This window comes from Kribbella sp. CWNU-51, from assembly GCF_054073265.1.
On record NZ_JBSXMZ010000013.1, the window covers coordinates 124,738 to 146,881 of the forward strand.

19 protein-coding genes are annotated in these 22,144 nt (G+C 66.6%); 6 read left to right on the forward strand and 13 right to left on the reverse strand.

What is annotated here, in order from left to right:
• Nucleotides 1–40: 40 nt before the first annotated feature.
• From ACXC9Q_RS17700 to ACXC9Q_RS17735, 8 genes are all read right to left on the reverse strand, one after another.
• On the reverse strand, nt 41–1,231 hold the full coding sequence (locus ACXC9Q_RS17700) for an ABC transporter substrate-binding protein (protein WP_457057749.1): 1,191 nt from the start codon (nt 1,229–1,231) through the stop codon (nt 41–43).
• 176 nt (nt 1,232–1,407) lie between these two features.
• The gene (locus ACXC9Q_RS17705) at nt 1,408–2,877 is read right to left on the reverse strand and encodes a class I adenylate-forming enzyme family protein (protein WP_457057629.1); all 1,470 of its coding nucleotides are present in this window, start codon (nt 2,875–2,877) and stop codon (nt 1,408–1,410) included.
• On the reverse strand, nt 2,874–3,317 hold the full coding sequence (locus ACXC9Q_RS17710) for a lipocalin-like domain-containing protein (RefSeq protein WP_457057630.1): 444 nt from the start codon (nt 3,315–3,317) through the stop codon (nt 2,874–2,876). The genes ACXC9Q_RS17705 and ACXC9Q_RS17710 overlap by 4 nt, the downstream gene beginning before the upstream one ends.
• Nucleotides 3,310–4,851 carry an amidase family protein gene (locus tag ACXC9Q_RS17715; RefSeq protein WP_457057632.1) on the reverse strand — a complete coding sequence of 514 codons (1,542 nt, stop codon included), beginning with the start codon at nt 4,849–4,851 and terminating at the stop codon, nt 3,310–3,312. Before ACXC9Q_RS17715 ends, ACXC9Q_RS17710 begins: the two co-directional genes overlap by 8 nt.
• Nucleotides 4,851–5,318, reverse strand: a complete 468-nt coding sequence (locus tag ACXC9Q_RS17720) for a cupin domain-containing protein (protein WP_457057633.1) — start codon at nt 5,316–5,318, stop codon at nt 4,851–4,853. The genes ACXC9Q_RS17715 and ACXC9Q_RS17720 overlap by 1 nt, the downstream gene beginning before the upstream one ends.
• A gap of 25 nt (nt 5,319–5,343) precedes the next feature.
• Nucleotides 5,344–5,943, reverse strand: a complete 600-nt coding sequence (locus tag ACXC9Q_RS17725) for an NAD(P)H-dependent oxidoreductase (RefSeq protein ID WP_457057635.1) — start codon at nt 5,941–5,943, stop codon at nt 5,344–5,346.
• Nucleotides 5,936–7,510 carry an amidase family protein gene (locus tag ACXC9Q_RS17730; RefSeq protein ID WP_457057637.1) on the reverse strand — a complete coding sequence of 525 codons (1,575 nt, stop codon included), beginning with the start codon at nt 7,508–7,510 and terminating at the stop codon, nt 5,936–5,938. The genes ACXC9Q_RS17725 and ACXC9Q_RS17730 overlap by 8 nt, the downstream gene beginning before the upstream one ends.
• Nucleotides 7,511–7,584: 74 nt before the next feature.
• Complete coding sequence (locus ACXC9Q_RS17735; protein WP_457057639.1) at nt 7,585–8,844, reverse strand: ABC transporter substrate-binding protein; 1,260 nt, start codon at nt 8,842–8,844, stop codon at nt 7,585–7,587.
• A gap of 90 nt (nt 8,845–8,934) precedes the next feature.
• Between ACXC9Q_RS17735 and cnbZ the strand changes: the two genes are divergently transcribed.
• The 3 genes from cnbZ (at nt 8,935) to ACXC9Q_RS17750 (ending at nt 11,302) form a co-directional block, all read left to right on the forward strand.
• On the forward strand, nt 8,935–9,684 hold the full coding sequence (gene cnbZ, locus ACXC9Q_RS17740) for a 2-amino-5-chloromuconate deaminase CnbZ (RefSeq protein WP_457057641.1): 750 nt from the start codon (nt 8,935–8,937) through the stop codon (nt 9,682–9,684).
• A gap of 2 nt (nt 9,685–9,686) precedes the next feature.
• Entirely contained in the window at nt 9,687–10,469 is a 783-nt protein-coding gene (locus ACXC9Q_RS17745; protein ID WP_457057643.1) for an SDR family NAD(P)-dependent oxidoreductase, read from the forward strand.
• Nucleotides 10,470–10,615: 146 nt separating this feature from the next.
• On the forward strand, nt 10,616–11,302 hold the full coding sequence (locus tag ACXC9Q_RS17750; RefSeq protein WP_457057645.1) for an alpha/beta fold hydrolase: 687 nt from the start codon (nt 10,616–10,618) through the stop codon (nt 11,300–11,302).
• Nucleotides 11,303–11,649: 347 nt separating this feature from the next.
• On the opposite strand, the gene ACXC9Q_RS17755 is transcribed toward ACXC9Q_RS17750, so the two are convergent.
• Together ACXC9Q_RS17755 and ACXC9Q_RS17760 are read right to left on the reverse strand one after the other, a co-directional pair.
• The gene (locus tag ACXC9Q_RS17755) at nt 11,650–14,871 is read right to left on the reverse strand and encodes a carboxypeptidase regulatory-like domain-containing protein (RefSeq protein ID WP_457057647.1); all 3,222 of its coding nucleotides are present in this window, start codon (nt 14,869–14,871) and stop codon (nt 11,650–11,652) included.
• Nucleotides 14,872–14,914: 43 nt separating this feature from the next.
• Nucleotides 14,915–15,733, reverse strand: coding sequence for a hypothetical protein (locus ACXC9Q_RS17760; RefSeq protein WP_457057648.1), 819 nt, complete (start codon nt 15,731–15,733; stop codon nt 14,915–14,917).
• Nucleotides 15,734–15,851: 118 nt separating this feature from the next.
• Here ACXC9Q_RS17760 and ACXC9Q_RS17765 point away from each other — a divergent pair, with 118 nt between their 5' ends.
• Entirely contained in the window at nt 15,852–16,835 is a 984-nt protein-coding gene (locus tag ACXC9Q_RS17765) for a helix-turn-helix domain-containing protein (protein ID WP_457057649.1), read from the forward strand.
• A gap of 22 nt (nt 16,836–16,857) precedes the next feature.
• Nucleotides 16,858–18,993 carry an MMPL family transporter gene (locus ACXC9Q_RS17770; protein ID WP_457057651.1) on the forward strand — a complete coding sequence of 712 codons (2,136 nt, stop codon included), beginning with the start codon at nt 16,858–16,860 and terminating at the stop codon, nt 18,991–18,993.
• Between the two features lie 36 nt (nt 18,994–19,029).
• Here ACXC9Q_RS17770 and ACXC9Q_RS17775 read toward each other — a convergent pair whose 3' ends face one another.
• Entirely contained in the window at nt 19,030–19,611 is a 582-nt protein-coding gene (locus ACXC9Q_RS17775; protein WP_457057652.1) for a TetR/AcrR family transcriptional regulator, read from the reverse strand.
• Between the two features lie 43 nt (nt 19,612–19,654).
• Here ACXC9Q_RS17775 and ACXC9Q_RS17780 point away from each other — a divergent pair, with 43 nt between their 5' ends.
• The gene (locus ACXC9Q_RS17780) at nt 19,655–20,125 is read left to right on the forward strand and encodes a nuclear transport factor 2 family protein (RefSeq protein WP_457057654.1); all 471 of its coding nucleotides are present in this window, start codon (nt 19,655–19,657) and stop codon (nt 20,123–20,125) included.
• A 6-nt stretch (nt 20,126–20,131) separates the two neighbouring features.
• On the opposite strand, the gene ACXC9Q_RS17785 is transcribed toward ACXC9Q_RS17780, so the two are convergent.
• Nucleotides 20,132–20,428, reverse strand: coding sequence for a putative quinol monooxygenase (locus ACXC9Q_RS17785; protein WP_457057656.1), 297 nt, complete (start codon nt 20,426–20,428; stop codon nt 20,132–20,134).
• A gap of 63 nt (nt 20,429–20,491) precedes the next feature.
• On the reverse strand, nt 20,492–22,141 hold the full coding sequence (locus ACXC9Q_RS17790) for a phospholipase D-like domain-containing protein (protein ID WP_457057658.1): 1,650 nt from the start codon (nt 22,139–22,141) through the stop codon (nt 20,492–20,494).
• Between the last annotated feature and the right edge of the window lie 3 nt (nt 22,142–22,144).

Consider the following 22,144-nt stretch of genomic DNA (forward strand, 5'->3'; position numbering starts at 1 on the left):
CCCACCCGATGCGGCGAACGCGCCGCTCCCGGCCGGTACATCAGGACCCCTTCTGTGCTGCGACGAGCGTCGCAGGGTCGCAAGCCGGCTTCGTCAGAGCCGCGTCGGCGAATACGCCCTTTTCGAAGGTGCCGAACCAGTAGCACGTGATGAGAGGAGCGGGCCGGTCTGCGGTGAAGGTCACCGGTTGCGGAAGCAGACCGCCGAGCGTCTCACCCTTCACATGGGCGCCGTACGCCGCGATCACGTCCTTCCGCCGCGGGTTTGCGGGCAGGTCGGAGGCGCCGGCGTTCAGCGCCTTGCGGAACAGCTCCATCGTCACGTAGCCAGCGGTGCCGTGTGGGTCTCCCCAGGCATCCTCGGGTACTGCCTGAGCGTTCATCGTTCGGCGGTACTGCACGACCGGCGCCTCCTTTGCGAACCATGGGAACGAATTGAGAGCGAGTGACAGTCGGACTCCCGGATCGGCTGCCCGCATCGTCTTCGGGACGATCACTCCCCCGAACAGACCCCACTTGCCTTCGTACTTCTGCTTGGTGCAGTCGGCGGCCAGGCGTAACGCCGCCGTCGCGGTGGCGGCACCCAGCATCACGTAGTCGGTCTTCCCGTCGATCAACTTGAGGCATTGCGCGGTGTAGTCAGGCGCAGCCGAGGAGACCTTGAACGTGCCGGAGTAGTTCAGACCCAGCACGGAGCTGGCAGTCTTGACGACGGGTTCGGCAGCCTCACAGCCCGCGATCTCGGCGCAGATGGTCATGGCGACGTTCTGCGCGCCGAGATGAGCACCCAGCGCGATGCCCATGGTGAAGATCGAGGGAATCGAGGTGGTCAGCGGGAGCCAGTTCGGCATCGCGCCCCAGACGTTCGGCGCGTAGCCCATTCCGCCCACAACCGGCAACCCGGCCTTCGTGATGTCCTCGGCGACCAGCCCTTCAGTCGCGGCATCGAACATCACCGCCGCCACTACCGAGTCGTCACGAACGATCCGGCGTACAGCTGTGGTCGCGGTCGGCGCATCCCCCTTCGTATCGGCGACGACGATCTCCACCGGATGTCCGGCCACCCCGCCAGTGGCGTTCACCGATTTGGCCCAGGCCTGCACCACCGGGGCGGCATTTTCTTCGCCACTCGGAAGCGGACCTGTCGCGTTGACGAAGAGTGCGACCTTAAGCGGTGACGCGCCAGAACCACCCTGCGCCTCAGGCTGGCCTGTGGAGGCGCACCCGCTCATCGCCAGCGCCGCAGCCGCGACTATGAACCCCAGAGCTCTACTTCCGGTTGCTCGCACAGTGACCTCCTACTGTCCGCGACCAGGGACGGCCTTCCGGCTGGGTGCCTTCGTGCTGCTCCACGCCTGATCATCTGACGATAGAGCGGGTAAATCGATTCGTCTACAGAAAATCGATCTTATTCTTTGAGAACCCGAGCCCGCAGTGAACTCTTCAAGGTCTTGCCCACCGAGTTCTGTGGAAGCGCCTCCACGATCCAGACGTCGCGCGGAGCCTTGAATCGAGCGATCCGCGACTCGCAGAACTCGATGAGTTCCGACGGACTCACCGGCGGGCCGGGCGACACGACCACGAACGCGACCGGTTCCTCACCGAAGCGCTCGTTCGGCCGGCCGACCACACCGGCACTCCGCACCCGGGGGTGAGCGGTCAGCGCCCGCTCCACCTCGGTGGACGAGATGTTCTCACCGCCCCAGATCACCATGTCTTTCAGGCGATCCGAGATCACCAGATACCCGTCCGGATCGAAGTACCCGATGTCGCCGGTGTGCAGCCAGCCATCGCGCAGCACCTTCGCGGTCTCGTCGGGCCGGCCGAGGTAGCCGCGCATCACCGTCTCTCCGCGGATCACCACCTCACCCGCCGGCCCGTCGATGAAGTTGCCGTCCTCGTCGACGAGGGCTACGTCGATCCCCGGGAGCGGTACGCCGACAGTCCCCGGCTTGGCTGGTCCGTGCAAGGGCATGATCGTTGCCGCGACGGTGCACTCGGTGAGTCCGTAGCCCTCGACGACAGGAACGCCGTACCGTCCTTCGAACGAGGCGAGCAGCTCGGCCGACGCCGGGGCGGCGCCGCAACCGGCGAAGCGGAGCGACGAAGCGTCCGCACCAGTGTCCGCGGGAAGCGCGGTCAGGGCCGACAGAATGGCCGGCACCGCCGAGAAATAGGTCGGACGTTCCCGTGCCACGACGTCCCAGAACGTGTTCACGTCGAACCTTGGTTCGATCGCAACCGAGGCACCGGCCCACAGCGGCCCGACGACACTGACCATGATGCCGTTGACGTGGAACAACGGCAGGACGAGCAGACAGCGATCAACCGGGGTGATCTCCAGCCAGTCCATCCACACGTTCGCCATCGCGGAGATGTTCGCGTGGGACAGTTGAACGCCTTTGGGTCTTGCCGTGGTGCCGCTGGTGTAGACGAGCAACGCCAGGTCGTGAAGATCGTCCGCATCGGTCGTCGTGCTGTGGGGAGCGACTGACTGGAACATCGCCGTCGTCAATGACGTGATCGTCAGCTGCGGCACCTTGCCGGCCGAGACCTCGTCCGTGACGACGATCTTGGCCGCTGAGTCGCTGAGTTGATAACCGACCTCGTCGGGCGTGAGGACGGGATTGACGGGTGTCAGGATCGCCCGGCGGCTCCAAACCGCGAACATGAGAATCACGAGTTCGGTGCCGTTGGGCAGGATCGCCGCGACGACGTCGCCGGCACCGATGCCGAGCGTGGCCAGCCGACCGCTGGCGAGCCGAACCTGATCGGCGAACTCGGCATTCGTCCAGGTGGCGGAAGGGCCGGAGATACAGCGGCCGCCGGGATCGCTCGCTGCTCGCGATTCGGGGATCTCGGCTGCGTGTCCGATCATGTGCTCCCATCCTCTCGGGTCCATGTCAGTACCGGGACACGGTCGGCATCTCGAGGACCGGCGAGCACGAGGAGGTCTCCCACGAGGCTCGCAGTGCGGTGCAATGTGCCGCCGGACCAGTCCGGGAAGCTGCTCACATCGACCTGGTGGTGGACACCTGCCGCGTCCACCACGTATCGGCCGGCGTACCCGAAGTAGGTGTCGAAGGCAACGATCTTGGCGGCGTCCGGGCAGGTGACCAGCCGTTCGGTCCCACAACGGGGGCGCCCAGCCGCCATCACGTGGACCAGGACCCTTCCATCGGGCGTATAGACGATCGTTCCGAGCGGATGGTCACCGAGAGGTACGTCGATGACCTTCCCGGCCCGGTTCTCCACCACGTAGGACACCAGGGTCCACGCTCCGACCAGAGCTGCCGCGCTGCGAGGCGCCTCAGCCATGACCGGCCAGACTGTCCTCGACCGCCTTCGCCACCCGTAGCAGTCGCGCCTCATCGAAGAATCGGCCCACGAGTTGAACGCTGATCGGCAGTCCGCCGACGTCGCCGCACGGCACCGCGATCGCCGGGTGACCCGTGTAGTTGAAGGGCGCGGTGTTGCGGGTCATGGCGTCGAATCCTTGGCGCAGTACGCCGACGGCACGTGCCCAGCCCTCGGCATACGGGACACTCTCGAACACTGCGGGCGCTACCCCCAGGCAAGTCGGCATGGCAAGGACGTCGACCCTGCTCAGCGCGTCGTCGTAGGCGCGCGTGAAGGTCGGGCGCACGTTCTGTGCCTTCGCATAGACACGACCGTGAAAGTTGCGCCGCGAGTACTCGCCGAGCAACAGCAGCGACTTCGTGTACGTCGCGAGCGCATCGGCCTCGTGCAGCCAGACCTTGTCGATGGCAGCGAGCAGGTTCGCCGGAAGGAAGGTGCGATCGCCCGAGCCGAACGCCGTCGACCCGCGGAGAGAACGGAACCCGTCCCCGTCCAGAGCGAACGAAGCCTGGTGCACACGCCGGTGCTCGGGAATCGAGATCTCGACAACCTTCGCGCCGAGTGCGGTCAGTTTGCTGACGGTCTGTCGGGTCCGCTCCTTGACCGCCGGCTCGATGGGTTCGTCGAATCCTTCGCTCAGCAGGCCGACAGTCAAACCATCCACCCCGTCCTCCAGCCCGGTGAGGACGTCCACCCCTTCTGGTACGTATCGGCTCTGGCGCGGATCGTAGTCGTCGTACCCCGCCACCGCCTGCAAGGCGACGGCGACGTCGTTCACGTTGCCGGCCAGCGGACCGACATGGTCGATGCTCGGATCGGAGCCGCTGGCGATGCTCATCGTGGTCCCCATCGCGGAGACGAGACCGTACGTCGGCTTCAGGCCGACCACGCCGCAGTACGCGGCAGGAATGCGAACCGAGCCGTGCTGATCACCACCGAAGGCGATGTCCACCTCGCCCGCGGCAACGGCGACCGCCGAACCGGACGACGATCCACCGGTCATCCGCTCTGCGTCATGCGGGTTGGTGGCCTGCCAGTAGTCGTGCAGGTACCCCACACCGATCAGCGTGTTCTTCCCGGCGACAGTCCCACCTGCGGCGAGTACCCGGGTGACAACGGTCGCATCGAAGTCCGGAACGAACCCGTCCATCGTTCTCGACATCGAAGTCATCGGGATGCCCGCCACCGCGATGTGGTCCTTGAAGCTGACGGTCCGGCCGGCCAGCAGACCCGTGTCCGCACCACCGATCGACGCCTTCCACAACCAGGCGTTGTGCGGATCCTGCTGCGCATCCGGGCGGTGCCCCGGAGCGCGCTCGGGAAACAGCAGAGGAGGCTTGTGCTCCTCGATCCTGGCTTGGTCGAACGCGTCGAGAGCTGCCAGCTGGTCGACCAGGAGCTCGCAGAAGTTCTGCGCGTCCTCCTCATCGAGGGTGAAGCCGAGAGCGGCAGCTGTACGCCGAACATCGTCGGCAGTAGGTGGCAGAAACATCAGCCGACTCCCAGCGTCGTACGGAGTGGAGGACCGACAACCGTCATACCGAACCTCTCGGCGAGGCCGCGCAACTCCTCACGGGAAGCGCCGTCACCCACCTCGGCACGCTTCTCGAAGAAGGCATGCAGTCCGCCCGGCACCATGACGTTGACTGCGAGCACTTGTTCGCCACCGTCCTGAACGTTGTCGAAGGTGTGCGGAACGCCAGGCGGGACCGTCGCGAAGTCTCCGGGCCCGAGCTCGTGCATCTCATCGAAGATCTGGATCGTCAAATGTCCTTCCAGCACGAGGAAGGTGTCGGACTGCTCGGCGTGCACATGCAGAGGCGGCCCGGTGAAGGGCTCCACCGGGCCGACCATGAAGTCGAACAGCCCGCCCGTGTTGCTCGCCACTGCCTTGAACAGCCAGTGTTCCCCCGGGACGACGTCACCGTCGCCCTTCCGGACAATTCGAGGTGCGGTCATGTCAGATCTTCCCTTCATCGGTGCTTCAGCTGGAGGCTGCTTGCCGTTCGAGGCGCAGCGGTCGCAGCGATGACTCGACTCGCGCCAGCTCCTTCAGCATCCTGACTGCAGCCTGATCCATCAGCTCGGTCGGCTCCAGCCGGCCATCGACGACGAGTTCGCTGACGAACGGGATGTGGACGTTGTCGGCAACCGGGCTGAGCCGAAGGCCGTCCAGGACGAGCTTGAGCATCTGGGCCGAGCGGGTGCCGGCCGAGACACCGCCGTAGCTCACGATTCCGATCGGCTTGTAGTTCCACTCGAAGAAGAGGTAGTCGAGTGCGTTCTTCAAGGGAGCGCTGAACCCGTAGTTGTACTCCGGACTCACCACCACGAACGCGTCCAAGCTTTCGATCAGGGCGCTCCAGTCGCGGGTGTGCTGGTGAGCGTACTGCTGCCGGCTGGGATGGAACGCCTCGTCCAGGAACGGCAGCCTGATCTCCGCCAGGTCCACAACCTGCACGTCGAAGTCGCCGTCGGACCTGGCGACGGATTCGATCCACTCGCTCACCGGCGAGGCAACCCGTCCGGGCCGGACGCTGCCGACGATGATCCCCAAGCGAGGCTTGGACAGTTCTTCAGTCATGTCGTTCCTTCGTCAGGTGTGATGGTGACGCGCTTGACGTCGAGGTGATCGCCTTGGCGACGCGCAACAAGGTGGCCTCGTCCAGGGCCTTGCCGACGAGCTGGACCGAGATCGGCGTACCGTCCACCTCGCCGCACGGCACGGCGAGCGCCGGATGGCCGGTGTAGTTGAACGGCTGGACATTGCGATAGTGCGGGAACACCTCGGAGAGGACATCGATTTCTCGCCGCCATGCCTGCCGGAACTCGCCTGGCCCGGCGACGACCGGCGCCAGGGCCAGGCAGGTGGGCATGGCCAGTACGTCGACCTCTCGCAGGGCTCGGTCATAGGCCCGGACGAAGCTACGGCGAACGTTGTGCGCTTTGGCGTACACGGTCCCCCGGAACGTCCGATGCGCGAACTCACCGAGCATCCAGCTCAGCTTCAGGTACGCCGCCATCTGGTCGGCGTGGTCGGTCCAGGCGCGATTCATCGCCGCAACGAGCGCGAGCGGCACATGGTCATCTCGATCGAGAACAAAGGGGCCGGCGCCGCGCACAGCGCGGAATCCGGCGAGCTGCAAGGCCCCGGCGGGGGCCAGCACGCTGTGATGCTCGGGAACCGACACGGTCGAGACGATGGCACCGGCGTCGCGAAGTGCCTCGACAGTCACGACGACTGCTTGCGTAATGCGCTCGTCATGGGGCGGGGAGAAACCCTCGTCGAGCAGTCCGACCCGCAGTCCGCGGACGCCTTTGTGCAAAGGGCGAAGGACATCGATCGAGTCCGGAATGTCCCTGCCCTGACGCGAGTCGCGCCCGTCGTAGCCGGCGACAGCTTGCAGGGCGAGCGCGATGTCCTCGACGGTCCTGGCCATCGGCCCGAGATGATCGATGCTCGGCTCGCCGCCGTAGAAGGCCCCGGCATGGGACACGAGTCCGAACGTCGGTTTCAGCCCCAAGATCCCGCAGTGCGCCGCCGGCTGCCGTACCGAGCCACCTTGGTCCCCACCGATCGCAATATCGACCTCGCCGGCGGCAACGGCCGCAGCCGGACCTGATGACGACCCGCCCGCCTGGCGGGCCGGGTTGCGTGGATTGACGGCATCCCAGTAGTCCCCCAATCCACCCCCGATGGAGCGCAGACCGGAAAAGCCGTGGTGAGTGTTCTTCCCGACCACTCGACCACCTTCGGCCAGTACACGCTCCACGACACTTGCGTCGACGGATGCGATGACGTCGTCGAGCACCTTGCTGCCCCAGGAAACTGGCAGACCGGCCACCTCGATGTGGTCCTTGAAGCTGACGGTCTTGCCCGCGAGCAGGCCCTCGGTGGATCCGCCGATGTCGCAGCGCCAGACCCAGGCGTTGTAGGGGTCACTCTCCTCGCTCGGGCGCTCCCCCGAGCCGCGCACGGGGTACCGCAGCTCAGGGGGTGACTCGTCGAGGCGCGCGTTGAGGAACGCCTCCATGGCGCCCAACTGCTCGGTCAGGGCCCGACGGTAGACGAGTATGTCCTCTGGACTGAGCGTGATGCCTAAATGTCGCGCTAGAGCGTGGATCTGGTCCGTGGTCGGCGCTGCGAACACCCTCTCTCCTTTCTGGACGCCCCCGCCGGCCGAGAAGGTCCTCCCCCCGGGCCGGACTGACACTGCACAGCTTGCTATGGCTTGATGTTGTCGCAGGTCGGCTTGCTCAGCTCGGTTCCGGAGAACTCGCCCCGCTCGTAGCTGGCGAGCCAGAAGCAGTTGACCAATGCCTGCGGCTGTCCGGGCTTGAAGGTGATGGGTTGCGGGAGAAGTCCGCCGAGAGTCTCGCCCCGGATCGAGCCATAGGCCTTGACCACATCCGCGCGAGTGGCCTTGTCGGGCAGGCCGCTGGTCGTGACGGCCTTCTTGAACAGCTCCATCGTCGCGTACGCCGCGGTGCCTTGCGGAGAAGCCCAGCTGTCCGAAGGAACGCCGGCCTGGTTCATCTGGTTGCGGTAGTCGGCAACTGGCTTGTCGTCCACATACCAGGGGAAGGCACTGAGCGCGATCCCGATCTTCACGCCAGGATCGTTCTGTTTCATCACCTTGGGCCAGACGGAGCCGTCGAAGAGTCCCCACTGGCCCGCATATCCCTGCGTCTTGCAGGTCTGGACCAGCCGCAGCGAAGCGGCCGTCGTCAGGCCGAGCATGACGAAGTCGACGCCGTCGTTCTTGATCTTCAAGCATTCAGCGGTGTAATCCGGTGCCGAGACAGAGACTGGAAGGACCCCGGCGAACGACATTCCGAGCGCCTTGCTTGCCGATTCGGCCAGCGGGCCCGCTGCGGCGCAGGAGGAGTTCTCAGCACAGACCGGGAAGACGGTCTTGGTCGCGCCGCCTTCCTTTCCGATCCGCATGCCCATGTTGATGACTGCGGGGAACGTCGTTGCGATGGGGAGCCAGTTGGGGAGCTTGCCCCAGGCGGTGGGGTTGTACCCGATCCCGCCGATCACCGGCAGACCCGCGGCGGTCACTGCCGCAGCGACCGCACCCTCGGTGCTCGCGTCGTACAGCACGACGGCCACGATCGACTTGTCGCTCGACCATCGGCTCACCGCGGCGGTTGCCTTCGGCGCATCTCCCTTGGTGTCGACGATGTCGAACGCCACCTGGCGACCGTTCAGGCCGCCGGACTTGTTGATGTTCTTCGCCCAGCCCTTGAGGACATCCGGAGCATTCTCCTCGCCGGTCGTGGTCGGGCCACTGATGTTGATCAGCGCACCGATGACCAGCGACCCCTCGGCCGGGGTCTCGCTGTCGCCGGCGCTACAGGCCGAGAACAGGAGGGCCGCCGCAGCCGCGCCTGCGCCGATTCTTGCCGAGACAATCCCCACTCCGCGCATGATCATCCCTCTCGCCGTCCAGTCCTGGGGGTCGGTCCGCTCCGGTCGCATTCAACGTACCCTGCATCGATACTTGCTGTACAGATCGATTTTTTGGGAATAATCTGGTGGCGCCGTCACGACCTCAGGAGGAGCTTTTCCATGACGCCCATCCGGCATGACCTCGGCGGCTACGCCTACGATCCGGGCCTGCGGTTCGCCGGCAACGGAGTCGTCTCCCTGCCGGGCCGGGTCATCGACCAAGGCATCCTTCGCGAGCCGCTCCCCTTCAAGGAGGGCTGCATCGCTGTGGAGCGGCACTTCGACGCCGCAGGCATTCCGCTCGGGTCCCTGTGCGGCCTCGAGGTGCGCCTTCCAGCGACGCTCTCCCTCGGCGACTTCGTCAGCTTCAACGACGTCTACATGGGCCAGTTGGACACCTGGGGACTCCTTCGGCACGGGGTGTCACCCTTGACGAGGACCAACGTCTCGCCAGTACATGACGCCCCATCGGAGCCGGCGCTCGCTGCCGTGTCCTACGTCAGCGAGCGACCGGCCGGGCAACCGACGTACGTGATCTCGGGGATTGCGGAACTACCGTCTGGTGGTTCGTATCCGCAGGAGGTACTCCGAACCGGCGAGACCACTCCGGACGCGCTGCACGAGAAGGCGAGCCTGATTGTCGACGTTCTCGAACAGCACCTCGAGACCCTCGGCGTGCGGTGGGCACCCTCCGACACCGTCAACCTCTACTCGGCGCACGATCTGACCCACCTGGTCTCCGACCTACTGGCGAGTCGCGGGCACTCACCGTCCTACGGCTTGCTGTGGCACAACGCGGCACCCCCGGTGGTCGATCTGGAACTCGAGATCGACCTCCGCCGGTACGGGCACGTCGGCTGGATTGATTGAGCGTGGCCAACGAGGCCTCTTGGTCAGACCCGTTCTCGCTAACCGGTCGCGCTGCTTGGATCACCGGCGCCAGCCGTGGACTCGGTCGAGAGATCGCTCTGCGTTTGGCCGCCGCCGGAGCCGAGCTCCTTCTCACTGCTCGCGACGCCGACGCTCTCGATGAGGTCGTCGCCGAGGTCCGGGCAGGGGGTGGGTTCGCCTACGCGTTGGCCGGCTCGGTCACCGACGAAGCAAGCGTCGCCGCGGCAGTCCGACAGGCTGATCAGCGGTGGGGCCGACTGGACATCCTTGTCAACAACGCGGGCATCAGCCCCAGCTTCGAACGGGTCGAGCATCTCGACATCGGGACCGTGACGGAGATCCTCGACGTCAACCTGGTCGGGCCCTTCAGGTGTTCGACGGCAGCATATGAGCTGCTCACGCAGTCCGCGGACGCCAGCGTGGTCAACATCTCGTCGATCCACGGTCGAGCGGCCATGGCGAGGACCGCCGGATACGCCGCCAGCAAGGGCGGTCTGGAGATGTTCACGAAGACTCTCGCCCTGGACTGGGCGCGCGATCAGATCCGGGTGAACGCCGTGGCGCCCGGATACCTCGTCACAGACATGACGCACGATCTGCGGCACAGCGACAATGCAGCGGGCCGCCTCCTGTCCAACATTCCCCTGCGCCGCTTCGGCACACCGAACGAGGTCGCTACCGCGGTCCAGTTCCTCGCGTCCGCGGCATCAAGCTACATGACCGGCGCATCGCTGGTCGTCGACGGCGGCTGGACGGCACGCTGATGCACACGCTCCGCTTCGAACGCCCGCTCGCCGGCTGAGCCTGTTGAGAGCGGTCGGCGAACGCGAGTGAGAGGTTGGCGTCGAACAGGCATGACATGGCTTTGCAGCGGTAGACGGCTACCGATGCGCGAGCGAAGGCTTGTCCTATGAGCGCAGAAGATCAGCTGAGAACTTTTGTCCTAGTGCCTGGAGCTTGGCACGGGGCGTGGGCGTGGGACGGCATCGTGGCCAGGCTCCGAGCAGCCGGCCATCAGGCCGTTGCCGTCACGCTCGACGGCCTGGAGCCGGACCCGTCGCCGGCCAGTGCTGGGGCGAACCTGGATACCCACATCGATCGAGTGCTCACGGTGTTGGACACCTGTGGCCCGGGACCGATCACCTTGTGCGCCCATAGCTATGCGGGGCTGGTGGTTGCCGGTGCCGCGGACCGATCCGCCCGCCCCATCGATCGGCTGGTGTTCTGTGACGCGTTCGTGCCGGCTGACGGCGACTCTTGGTGGGACCGGGTCAACGACCACTACCGGAACCGAGCGATCGCCGGGGTAGGGGCGGACGGCCGCACGGTGGCTCCCGGAGCCGGGAAGGACCCGAGGAGGCGACCGCATCCTGTCGCCTCGTTCCTCCAGCGGCTTCGCCTCGGAGACGGCATCGATCGAGTCGCGCGACGAACGTTCATCTACGCCTCCGGGTGGGCACAAACACCATTCCACGAACAGTACGAGCGTCTCCGCGCCGACCCCGAGTGGGAGGTCCACGAACTGGCAGTTGCTCATGCCGTGTACGACGAAGCCCCGGACCACCTCTCCGCCATCCTGACCGACAACACTCGCTGACTGAAAGGCGCGGACGAGTCAGGAAGTTGACGGTCGGGTCAAGTCGGTCTGGTGCGAACATCTCGGCGAAGTCGTGTCGTAACGCTCCACAGTCGGTGTCAGCGATCGTCTCGTTCACTTCGCCTGGGGCAGCCTTGGTCTTCGTCGCCTTCGTCACGGGTGCAGGAAGCTTGCTCGTCGCTGTCAGTCCCCTGCTGAGTTCGCGCACCACACGTCCGAGCCAGAGGACTCATCCGCTAGGCCTGACTCAGGCACCGCGCTGCCGAGCCCGCCGCCGTGGCCGCAGCCGCCCGCCACCCTCCCGGTGCTGCCTGGTGAACGGAGCCGAGGGCAATGATCGGTCGTGTTCAGCGGCACTGGGCGGATTCCAGGGCGAAGTTCCTCTGGGTCGATTGTCCTGCGGCGATGCGGACTGTGGTCGTCTGCGGCTGGTAGCCGTCTCTGGCCGCGATGACCTGTAGCGGCTTGCGAGCATCGAGCCAGAGCCCGTACTGACCGGCCTCGTCGGTGGCCAAGGTGTGGTGGGTCCCGTTTGGTTCCGTAACTTGCACGGTCGCGCCGGGCAGGGCGGTCGTCTTACCGGCACAGGTCACCCCCGTGACGGTGCCGGTGAGCTCACCCCAGGACGTCGGCCGATCGACCCTGAAGGCCACTGCCACTCCGGCCGCTGGGTAGGGCGTGTCCGACCCGACCATCAAGGTCGCCTTGTACGTCGCGAATCGGGTCACGCTGGACGAGTCCATCGTCAGGTTCACCTTGACCCGTTGCCCCGGCAGCACGTCGAACTCAGTAGGAGTCGCGTCGAGCCAGGCGATGTCCGACGTGCCACAGTTGTCGTTCCCTGGCAGCAGCTCGACGTCGGCCTTCGACGGATCGGTCTCGCTGATGCCGCCACCGATCCGGTAGAGCCCGCAGGCCGCCGCTCCGCGGTACCGGGCATTGGTTGCGTTCGGCAACGGGCTCCACGCGTTCGTGGCGGGGTCGAAGGTGACGCCCTCGTTGGTGACGACGCTCGATCCGTCGACGACTCCCCCGGAGATCATCAGCCGTCCGTTCGCCGCGATGGAGGCACCACCCCAGACATCGGTCGGCAGGTCGGCGATGGGCGCCCACGCGTTCGTGTCCGGGCTGAACACGTAGCCGTGGTTGGTGGTCGACGACTTCATCAACCCACCTGCGCAGTACACCTGTCCGTCGATCTCGCCGCACGCCGCGAACCCGACCTCCTCCGGATAGGCCGGCGCTTCCCGCCAGGTGCCGGTCTTGGTGTTGTAGACCATGACATCGGACGTTCCGCAGGTGCCGGTACAGCCACCGACGAGGTAGATCTCGTCGCCGACGGCGACCGCCGCGGCACCGGCCTTCGGCTTGGGGTTGTCGGCGATCCTGGCCCAGGTATTCGTCGACGGGTCGTACCTCTCGCTGACCGCAAGCGTGCGGCCGTCGAATCCCCAACCGCCGAACACGTAGAGCTTCCCTGCGACCGCGACACCTTGGTGCCCCTCACGGGTCGTGCTCATGGACGCGATCTCCGACCAGGCACCAGTCGACGGGTTGAGAACGTAGCCCGAGGCGACGTCTGTGTTCCCGTTCCAGCCGCCGATCGAGTAGACCTTCCCGTCGATAGCCGCGGCCGCGTTGTCCGCGATCGGCATCGGATAGTCCGTCACTGCCTGCCAACTACCACCCGCAACCGACGGCACCGCTGCTGCCGTGCTCTTCTTGGGAATCGCTCTCGCCGCAAAGCGGGTCGGCAGATAGGTGCCCTTGATCCGCTGCACGGGCGCGTTCTTCGTCGCTGCCATCGTGGACGACGAGGTTCCACGTTCGCTGAGCTTGACGTGCACCGGCAACGTACCGGTGTTCTTGAGAGTCACCGGCTTGGTGACACTCTGTCCCAGCTGGACATGTGCGTCGACGGTAGCGGCAGAGATCTCGAGTTGTCCCGCCGGCATGCTCAGATCGAGTCGCGTCGTCCGCCCGGCCCGGACCCGCGCAACGCCTTCGTCGACGCCGTACCGGCTCATCGACGTGCTGTAGGTCCGGTCGCCCGCGGTCGGCGAGTAGAGCCAGTACAAGCCATCGGTCAACCTCGCGTCGTCTGCCATTGCGGCGGTGACACCGGTGCGTCCTGGATCAGCCTTGTCCGTCACCGTCACGCCGTTCACCGGAGCTCCCGTGTTCTCGTCCGTGACCACGCCCGCGACCAGGCCACCGCCGTCCGGCTCGCAGTTCCGGCTGCCGACATAGACGGAGTCGATGGACCACCAGTTGCCCCAGAATCCGACGTACCGGAAGCGGACGCGGACCTGCCGCTGACCCGCCGCCTGCGGAATCGCCAGGGTGACCTGGCCGGTCACATCGGCGGTTGCCTTCGTCCACAGGGTCTGCCAACTGGCGCCGTCGTCGAGGCTGAGATCCACCGTCGCCTCCGAGCGCGCCTGCGCACCTATGTACTCCGTCGCGAACCCGATCTCCGGGTTCGGCTCGGCCGTCAGATCGATCGTCGGCGAGACGAAAGCGGTGTCGTACGACGCACTCTTGTCGTACTTGGCGTCGACGACCGCGAAGTCGCCGTCGCCGCCGGGAACCGGGCCGCGGCCGCCGGGATTGTCGAAGGACCACACGTGACCGCCGCCCTTGTAGTCGGCAACGGTCCAGCCGTCCTTCGCGTCGGCACCACTCCAGCCGCTGAAGTCCGCGGCCGGCCCGTTGTAGGTGTACTTGTTGCCCGGAGCAATCAGGCAGGCAGCGGTGGTCACTTGCGCGTCAAGGTTCTGCACCTGGCCCTGACTGCCGACCTTGAGCGTCACCTTCTTAGTCGAGTAGCCGGGGTACACCGGATCCACCTGCAGTTGGTACGTCGTCGAGCGCGGCAGGTCCAACCGGTACTTGCCGGTGAACGGGTCGGAGTACACCGATCCGCCCGGCATCCCGGCAACACTGAGTTTGGCGTACAGCGGCCATCCGTGTCCGGCCCCGTCCAGAACCGTCCCGGTCACCGGCACCGTTGCCCGCGCGTCCAGATGGAAGTCGACGGTGGTCGTCGTCCCCTCTTCCACCAGCAGACCGTTACGCGCCCCGGTGCTGTAGCCGTAGGTGGTGGCCGTCAGATTGTGCGTGCCGACCGGGAGCGGGAGCGTGTAGCGGCCGTCCGGACCCACGATGGCCGTCTTGGCCCCTGCAGTGATCTTGGCGCCCGCGATCGGCTTCCCGGTCGAGGAGTCGGTGACCGTTCCCTGCACAACACCGTGTGGACCGGTGCGGAATGCGGCCACGCCCTTCGGCGTACCCAGCCCGGTCGGACCGTCGTACCCCGGCTTCGCGGTGCACAGGTAGGAGTCGTCGCAGTCGCCCGTGCTCCCCGAGGCCGGATCGTTCAGGGACGCCTTCCCCTCGTACGGATAGGCGTTGGGGTACGTGCCCGCGACCGGCGTACCCGCCAGCGCGTACGTGGCAGCGATGATCGCGGACGCCGCGCTCGTCCCGCCGAACACGTTCCAGCCGGGGTACTGGGCGTACTCCGTGTAGACGGCGACACCGGTGGTGGGATCGGCGACCGCGGACACATCGGCGACAGTCCGGTTGTCGCAGTCCGCGTCGGCCTGGAACTCAGGCTTGGACTCGAAGGCCGAGCACCCGCTGCTCGATTGTGTCCAGGCAGTCTCGCTCGCCGGAGTCCCGCTGCAACGCCGTTCCACCCACCGCCGTGACATGCGGAGACGATGCCGGGAAAAGCACGCGGTGCCCCACGTTGCCACTGGGCGCGACCATCGCGACCCCGGGGTGGTCGTAGTAGGCGTCGTACGCGCTCTGACCGGCGAACTCGTCGGTGCCATAGCTGCTCGACACGTACTTCGCTCCGAGCTGGACCGCCGTGTTCGCGGCCTGGGCGAGGTCGGCGACACTCGGCGAGTCCGCCTCGACCAGGAGGATCCGGCAGCGTGGGCACGCGGCCGAGACCATGTCCACGCCGAGTGCGATCTCGGCCGCCCATCCCTTGTCGAGCGCCGGCAAGCCGGTCTGCTCACCCCGCTGGTTGACCTTGGTGAAGCATCCGTCATCGCCGGAGCAGGCAGGCAGGCCGAACTGCTGCCGGTAGACCGCGAGATCCTCCGCCACCGTCGGGTTGTCGTACGCCGCGACGACCGCCACCCGCTGTCCGTCACCGGCACTGCCGGACGGGAGGTCGTAGGCGTCCTGCAGGTCGGCCGGGCCGAAACCGGCCGGATCGAGCACGATTCCCTGCTGCGGCGTCACGTCCGTGCGCTCGAGCGCGAAACAGGTCGCGTAAGCCGGCTGGGCCGGGGCCGCGCACACCGGCCGAATCGGCGGTGGCCCCGACCGCGGGACCGCCTGTGCCGGCAGCACGACGGCCGCGGCAACCAGGGCCGTGAAGGCAATGAGCAGTGATCGGATCCGGCCTGGCATATCGCCACTCCCCAGTGTGTGCAGATATGGACATCAACTACGGCTCGAAGAGAGTGACATACTCCTGCCACTCGGCGACACAGAATTCGCCTTCGGATTCAGGACAGGTGTCAGGAAGATGACAGCGCATGGCAAGTGGGCCGCGGTCGGCATCGGACCCCAGGACGAACTGCTCTACGAGTCGCTGCTGCCGCGCCGGCAGGAGACAGTCGCCGACCTGGCCGAGCAGACAGGCGTCAGCCGCGAAGCGGTGACCAAGGCTCTCGGCCGACTGGTCGACCGGGGTCTCGTCTCCCGGCTGCCCGGCCGACCGGCCCGCTACAGCGCCGTGATGCCGGACCTGGCGGTGGCCGGCTTGATCGCGGCCCGTGAGCGGGAGCTGAACGAGCTCCGCAAGCACGCCCAGCAGCTCGCGGCCGCACATCGCGGCGCATCCACCAGCGGGCATCCGGCCGAGTTGATCGAGGTCATCGAGGGCGCATCCAACGTCCGGCGGGCGTTCTTTCGTCTTCACCACACCGCGCACCGGGAGATGCGCGTCTTCGACAAGCCGCCGTACACGGCCAGCCAGCCGGACGGGAACCACGAGGAGTACGAACTGCTCGGCGACGCGAAGATCACGTACCGGACGCTGTACGACCAGGAGGCACTGACGATTCCCGACCGGATGTCGGAGATCTGGAACGGCATCCGGCACGGCGAGCGCGCCCGGGTGGCCGGAACGTTGCCGATGAAGATGGCATTGTGCGACGACCGGCTCGGGCTGATCCCCGTCTCTACGTCCGAGTACCTGGCCGAGGCGGCGTACCTGGTTCACCCGTCGTCGTTGCTGGACGCACTCTCGGCGCTTTTCGAAGCGACCTGGCAACGGGCGATCTCGCTCAACCAGCCCGACAAGGCCGAACGGGAGGGCGAGTTGGCGCCGGCCGACCACGATCTGATCGGCCTGCTCGCGGCCGGGGCGACCGACGACACCATTGCTCGGACCTTCGGCTGGAGCATCCGGACCGTGCACCGCCATGTCCACCGAATCATGTCGCTCGTCGGCGCCGGCACCCGCTTCCAGGTCGGCATGGAAGCCGTCCGCCGCCAGTGGGTGTGATCAGGCGAGTAGCGTTCGGCCTATGGTCGCTGCTCTGGGAAAGCTCGTGGTCCGCGCCCGCTGGTGGGTCATCGCCGCCTGGATCGTGGCGGCCGTGGTCATTGCGATGACAGCCCCCGCGCTGCAGTCCACGCAGGATCAGTCGGAGTTCCTGCCCGGGCACTACGAGTCCGTCAAGGCGCTCACCGTCCAGCAGGAAGCCTTTCCCGAGCGCGGTGAGATCGGCGCGATCGTGGTCTTCGACCGGGAGGATGGCAGCAAGCTGACCAAGGACGACCAGGCCAAGGTGTCCTCCATCGCCGCGCAACTCAACACCAAGGGCTACGACAACCTGGGCACGGCGGCCGCTGCCCCGCCGTCGGACAACGGGTTGGTGCAGGCGATCTTCGTGCAGGTCAAGCCGGGCAAGAACGCCTTCGACCCGGCTGCTGTCGAGGACGCCCGGAGCCTGCGCGCCGACCTCGAGCCACTGGTTCAGGGGACCGGCCTCCGCTCGGGCGTGACGGGCCCGGCGGCCCAGTCGCTGGACTCCCAGGAGTCGTCCCAGCAGGCGCTCGTCGTGGTCAGCGTCGTGACCCTGTTGCTGATCGTGGTCCTGCTCGCGCTGATCTTCCGTAGCGTCATCGCGTGCGCCCTGCCCATCGTGACCGTCGCCCTGGTCGGGACGACCGCCACCGGACTCATCGCGGTGGCGAACGAGGCGTTCGACCTCAAGGCCGACAGTTCCATTTCGGTGATCTTGTTCATCGTGCTGTTCGGCATCGGGACCGACTACATCCTGTTCTTCCTGTTCCGTTACCGCGAGGCCCTGCGGCTGGGCTTCGACAGTCGAGGCGCGGTGTCCCACGCGGTCGAGCGAGCCGGTGAGGCGATCGCCTCGGCCGGCGGGGCGGTCATCATCGCCTTCATGGCGATGGTGCTGTCGTCGCTGAGCATCTTCCGCTCGATCGGGCCCGCGCTGGCGATCGCGGTCGCGCTGGCCGTACTCGCGGCGTTGACGCTGGTCCCCGCGGTCGTCGCAGTCCTCGGGCCACGGGTCATCTCCTGGCCGTCGAAGAAATGGATGGTCGAGCCCGAGGCCACCCGGTTCCGAGCCATCGGGCGGTCGGTTGCCGCGCACCCGGTCCGCTACGCCGTCGTCGCGGCGGGCTCGCTCGCCGTCCTGTCGTTGTTCGCCTTCGGGTTCAACCCGACCTTCGACTTCTCCGACAGCAGCACCCAGAAGACGGAGTCGGGCCAGGCGCTGATCACCTTCCAGAAGGGCCAGCCCAGTGGTGCCGCCGACCCCACAACGGTGCTGTTGCGCTCGACAGGCGGCCAGCCGCTCGACGACGCCGAGCTCAAGGCGTACGCCACCGAGCTAGGCACCGCAGCGGGCGTCGCGTCGGCGGCGCTGACCGCCCGCACCGATGACGTCGCGGTGTTCACCGTCGTCCTCTCCGACGACCCCACGTCCGACGCGGCGATGGCGAACGTCGAGGGTCCCGTGCGCGACACCGCGCACTCGGCCGCGCCGGACGGGACCGAGGCTTTCGTCGGCGGCACCACGTCGGTCTTCGTCGACCTCGACGACGCGATGGCGCGCGACTACTCGGTCGTGTTCCCGGTCGCGGCAGTGCTGATCATGATCATCTTGGCGTTGCTGCTGCGCAGCCTCGTCGCGCCGTTCTACCTCATCCTCTCGGTGGGGCTCGGCTTCACCGCCAGCCTGGGCGCGACCGTGCTGGTCTTCCAGCACCTGCTGGGACAGCAGGGGCTGATCTTCATCTTGCCGATCTACATCTACCTCTTCGTGGTGGCGCTGGGCACCGACTACAACATCTTGATGGTGGCGCGCCTGCGAGAAGAGGCACGGGGAGGGCTCGAGCCACGGCCCGCGGCGGCCAAGGCGATCGAGCATGCCGGTCCGACAGTCGCGGCCGCCGGCCTGATCCTCGCCGGCACCTTCGCCTCGCTGATGCTCGCCGATGGCACGTTCTTCAAATCCTTGGGCTTCTCGTTCTCCATCGGCATCGCCATGGCCGCGTTCGTGATGGCGCTCTTCCTGACCCCGGCGCTCACCGCACTCATCGGACACGCCGCGTGGTGGCCCGGCCACGGGGACCGCGCCACCGACACGATCGAGGAGCCCGACGAGGCGCGCGTCCTCGAGAGCTGATCCGACCGGAATCGCTCTGGGCAGCCGTCAGGGCACTCATCCGACCACGTTCCTTCGGTGCCACCACACTGGCGCGCAGGCGACGACGGCGTCCACCAGATCGTCTGTGCTCAATCCCCCGTCTGCCAGCCATGCCTCGATGGCCCCGGCGAATCCGTGGGAGACGAACTGCGCCATCAGGTCGCGGTTGCCGGCCGGGAGATCCGCAGTCGCCATGAAGGCCAGGCTGTACTCGGTGAAGTGCCGCACCAGCGCCTCGTACACCCCACGATCTGCGGGGTCGTCGAGGGCCTGCCGGTAGACGCCGGCGAAGCGGGCCACGTGATCGACCACCTCGCCGGTGGCCCGGCGCAGCGCCTCGTCGCCGGACGGCTTCTCGGCCGCTCGCCACTGCTTCTCGCGCTGATACACCTCGGCCAGGTCAGCGTCGAGCACCGTGAGCAGAAGCTCGAGCGGATTGCGATACCGCTTGTAGAACGTCGGCCGCGTCACTCCGGCGGCCGCAGTCAGCTCAGCGACGCTGATCCGCGACACGGGTCCCTGTGCGGCAAGACGCAGTACGGCGTCCGCCAGCGCACGATCCGTCCGTGCCATCCGTGGATCCGGGCGATCGCTCATCCATCTCCTTCTGAATCTATTTTACAGGTGTAAATTAGCAGCCATGACACCACACACCGCAGTCTCCCCCGAGGAAGCCGCCGATCGCCTCGCGATCCGCGAACTGTTCGACGCCTACGCCCACTGCGCGGATCGCCGGGACGCCGAGGGCCAGATGGCTCTGTTCACCGACGACACCCACTTCGTCGTCTACATGGACGCGAAGTCCGATGAACCTACCCAGGAACTGCGGGGGCGCGCAGCCCTCGCACCCGTCTTCGACAACCTCAACCAGTACGCCGCGACCACCCATTTCAACGGTCAGAGCACAGTCGTTGTCGACGGCAATCAAGCGACCGGCGAGTGCTACACCATCGCCCACCACGTGACCCTCGGAGACGACGGCCGGCGCACGCTGATGGTCGCCTCGATCCGCTACCTCGACCAGTACGTCAAACAGGAAGGCAGCTGGTACTTCGCCGAACGCAAACTCCTCGTCGACTGGACCGAGACTCGCCCGATGCAGGACTCTTGATCTGCGTTACTTGACTGCGAGGACGTCGATTGTTCGGATGTCGGGGTCGGCGGCCAGTAGGTCGGGGCCGACCTGGCCGAGGGCGGCCGGGATCTCGCCGTTGAGGTGGGCCTGCCGGGCGTCCTCGTCGGCGAAGGTGTCGAAGATCCCGAACGTCGTCGGCCCGAGGCGGAACGCGTACCAGGTGACCGTCCCCTCTTCGGCAACCGCGAGTTCCCGCCCGCTCTCGAGGAACGCGCGCAGTTCCTCTTCCTTACCCGGCTTGGCCTCCAACGTCGCTAGCAGTCCCCGGTCGATGCTCATCTCAGTGTCCTCTCGTGAGTTCCTTCCACCGACCGTACTGCGCCCAGCGTCCCTCGACGTCGATCACCGGAACAGCAGTCGCTGGCGGTAGCTGGGAGTGGTCTTGTCGAAGTACCGGCCGACCCAGCTGTCGTCCGGCGTCAGGTACGCCGTCTCTGCCACGTCGCCCGCGCCTTGCAGCTTCTGAACGAGGTAGCGGAAGTAATAGTGGTTGAAGATCCGCATGAACTCGCCGAGGTAGATGTCGGCCACCCGCTGGTCGCCCTGGATCACCAGCATGTTCTCGTCGTTCTCGTTCACCGAGGGGTTGCTGAAGTTCCCCGATCCGCTGATGACGAGCGGGGCGTCGCCGAGCGGATCGATCAGCATGAACTTGGTGTGGCTGTACCGGACCCGCGGGTTGAGGCCGGTGAGTTGCTCCCGGACCCAGCGGTCCAGGATCGCGGTCCGGAGGAACGAGCCGACCGCGACCTTCACGTCATGGTCGGTCTCGAACGTCACCTCGTCCTCGCCGGGTGCGCGCTCGAGCACGAGATAACGCATGACGTCGGACTCGGGCGCGATCGCCCCGGCGATCTTGTCGTGCACACCGAAGGCCGCCGTCATGAAGAACGACTTCTTGGCTTTGGCCGCCTCGCCTGCGTACCAGTCGATCAGATCCAGGTTGGTCCGTGGGCTGAAGATCGGGGCGATCCCGGCGGGCGGTGGGGTGGCCGGTGTGGGAGTCGCGTCGGTGTCGGCCGGCCGGAGCCGGTTGTACGCCGGGTCGACCGCGAGCCGTTGCCAGTAGTCGAAGTACTGCGTGGCTACGGCAGGGTCGCGGACCAGATGACCGACGTTCGACTGACCGAAGATTCCGCCCCAGGTGATGTTGGTGGACCCGGTCCACACCTGCTGGGGCACGTCGTCGTGCAGCAGGACGAAGAACTTGTTGTGCGCGATCGCGCTGTTCGTCGTCCGGGGGATCATGTACGGCGTGAGCCCGGCAGCCGCGATCTGCGGTTCGCTCTGCTGCCAGACCCGCGGGCTGTCCGGATCGGCACTCGCCTTTCCGCGCCGGTCGTACACGATCCGCAGGTCGACTCCACGCGCGGCGGCCTTCGCGAGGGCCTCCAGCACCCGCGGATAGGCGAACTCGTACACCGCACCGCGCAGCGCGAATCCAGGCCCCGTGGCCGACTCGATGAATGCGATCAGGGCCTCTTCCAGCCCCCTCGACAGCCAGTCGTAGACCGGATCACTTCGATCGCCGGGTCGCGGCGCGCGACCGAACCGCTGGGCGTACGCCTGGCTGCCTGCGACACCGCGGTTGAAATGTACGGCGTGGGTGCCTTCGTCGACTCGCTCGGTCGTGACGGCCACGGTCACGTCATGGCGGATCACGAGGTTCTTCGGCTTGCCGTAGAGCCCGACCACCCGGTACTCGTACTGTCGGCCGGGCTTCGCGGTGTAGTCACCCCAGAGGAACGACTGCGCCGGGTGCTCGCGCAGGCTGACGGAGGTGCCTGGTGGAATCCCGGTCGACGTCTCCTTGAACACCTTCATGCCGCGCAGCCAGTACCGCTCCTGCTCGGTCGGATCCCACCGCTCGATGGCGAAACCGAGAAGCCCTTTGGTGCGTGCCTTGGGCAGATCGAGTCCCAGCAGCACGACGTGCGTGCCGGCGATCGCGTGAACTCGCAGGGATCCCGCCGTACCGCTTCTACCTCGCATTGC

Excerpts from the sequence above, each read along its gene's own strand:
- ACXC9Q_RS17700 (WP_457057749.1), bottom strand. The coding sequence starts at position 1,231 with ATGAGCGGGTGCGCCTCCACAGGCCAGCCTGAGGCGCAGGGTGGTTCT.
- ACXC9Q_RS17705 (WP_457057629.1), bottom strand. The coding sequence starts at position 2,877 with ATGATCGGACACGCAGCCGAGATCCCCGAATCGCGAGCAGCGAGCGAT.
- ACXC9Q_RS17710 (WP_457057630.1), bottom strand. The coding sequence starts at position 3,317 with ATGGCTGAGGCGCCTCGCAGCGCGGCAGCTCTGGTCGGAGCGTGGACC.
- ACXC9Q_RS17715 (WP_457057632.1), bottom strand. The coding sequence starts at position 4,851 with ATGTTTCTGCCACCTACTGCCGACGATGTTCGGCGTACAGCTGCCGCT.
- ACXC9Q_RS17720 (WP_457057633.1), bottom strand. The coding sequence starts at position 5,318 with ATGACCGCACCTCGAATTGTCCGGAAGGGCGACGGTGACGTCGTCCCG.
- ACXC9Q_RS17725 (WP_457057635.1), bottom strand. The coding sequence starts at position 5,943 with ATGACTGAAGAACTGTCCAAGCCTCGCTTGGGGATCATCGTCGGCAGC.
- ACXC9Q_RS17735 (WP_457057639.1), bottom strand. The coding sequence starts at position 8,844 with ATGCGACCGGAGCGGACCGACCCCCAGGACTGGACGGCGAGAGGGATG.
- cnbZ (WP_457057641.1), top strand. The coding sequence starts at position 8,935 with ATGACGCCCATCCGGCATGACCTCGGCGGCTACGCCTACGATCCGGGC.
- ACXC9Q_RS17750 (WP_457057645.1), top strand. The coding sequence starts at position 10,616 with ATGAGCGCAGAAGATCAGCTGAGAACTTTTGTCCTAGTGCCTGGAGCT.
- ACXC9Q_RS17760 (WP_457057648.1), bottom strand. The coding sequence starts at position 15,733 with ATGCCAGGCCGGATCCGATCACTGCTCATTGCCTTCACGGCCCTGGTT.
- ACXC9Q_RS17765 (WP_457057649.1), top strand. The coding sequence starts at position 15,852 with ATGACAGCGCATGGCAAGTGGGCCGCGGTCGGCATCGGACCCCAGGAC.
- ACXC9Q_RS17770 (WP_457057651.1), top strand. The coding sequence starts at position 16,858 with ATGGTCGCTGCTCTGGGAAAGCTCGTGGTCCGCGCCCGCTGGTGGGTC.
- ACXC9Q_RS17775 (WP_457057652.1), bottom strand. The coding sequence starts at position 19,611 with ATGAGCGATCGCCCGGATCCACGGATGGCACGGACGGATCGTGCGCTG.
- ACXC9Q_RS17780 (WP_457057654.1), top strand. The coding sequence starts at position 19,655 with ATGACACCACACACCGCAGTCTCCCCCGAGGAAGCCGCCGATCGCCTC.
- ACXC9Q_RS17785 (WP_457057656.1), bottom strand. The coding sequence starts at position 20,428 with ATGAGCATCGACCGGGGACTGCTAGCGACGTTGGAGGCCAAGCCGGGT.
- ACXC9Q_RS17790 (WP_457057658.1), bottom strand. The coding sequence starts at position 22,141 with ATGCGAGGTAGAAGCGGTACGGCGGGATCCCTGCGAGTTCACGCGATC.